The sequence below is a fragment of the Novosphingobium organovorum genome (assembly GCF_022832435.1).
Classification (GTDB): domain Bacteria; phylum Pseudomonadota; class Alphaproteobacteria; order Sphingomonadales; family Sphingomonadaceae; genus Novosphingobium; species Novosphingobium organovorum.
Map to the genome: position 1 here is coordinate 1 of NZ_JALHLF010000246.1, position 946 is coordinate 946.

At 62.7% G+C, this 946-nt stretch carries 1 protein-coding gene; it reads right to left on the reverse strand.

Annotated features, from left to right (window positions below):
* Positions 1 to 147 precede the first annotated feature (147 nt).
* A partial coding sequence (locus tag MTR62_RS21045) for a transposase (RefSeq protein WP_244024623.1) occupies positions 148 to 946 on the reverse strand: 799 nt, incomplete at its 5' end.

The window sequence follows — 946 nt, forward strand, 5'->3', positions numbered from 1 at the left end:
TGGGCACCTCCATTTACCCGCTGGATTTGATGTCGATTGCGGAGTGATTGGCTGATTGACGCCATGAGGCCCCGCTTCCCGTCGCACTTCCGGGATTTCGTTGCCTGGCCTTCCAAAGTTGTCGGATCACCCGACGCCAAGGCACACCTATCCTGTGGGGTGCCGGGTTTCGTGGAACACCAGGCGGTGCATGTTGAAGGCCAGATTGGCGAGCGTGATCTTGGCTTCGGCCCGGGCAATGCCGATGGTACGGATGAACAGACCCATCTTCGCCTTCTGATGTGCGAACACATGCTCGACCCGGGCGCGGACTTTGGACCTGGTGGCGTTTCCTCGCCGAATATTCGCTGGCATCGGCCGCCCTTTGGGTTTTCTGCGGTGGATACGGCTGACCCGGCCATGCGCCTTCAACCAGCGTTCGTTGCTCTGGCTGCGGTAGGCCGTATCCGCCCAGACATCCGAGGCGGTGTTGTCCTCACTGACAACTTCGCGCAGCATGCGCCCATCGTAGCGCGCACCATCGGTGACCTTGCCCTTGCGGATGAAGCCGAAGGCCCGGCAGATCGAGATGCTGCTTTTGTAACCAAAGCTCGGGATCGCGATGTCTGGTTGCGGCCTGCCGTCGGCAGTCGGCCGAGCCTTGGCGAACTTGAGCGTCCAGCGCGCATCGGTATCCTTCTGCCGCGCCTTCGCGGGTTGACCCGGCCATATCGCGTCGGCCGTCTTGCCTTCCTTGACCGCAGCCCTTTCAGCTTCAGTGTTGCGCTGCTTGGGCGCGGCGACCAGCGTGGCATCGACGATCTGCCCACCCATCGGCAGGTAGCCGCGTGCCTTCAGCTGCCGGTCGAAGTCTGCGAATATCGTCTCCAGCGCCCCGGCCTTGGTGAGTCGCTCGCGGAACGTGCGGATCGTGTTCGCGTCCGGCGTTGCAGCCCCGAGGTCAAAT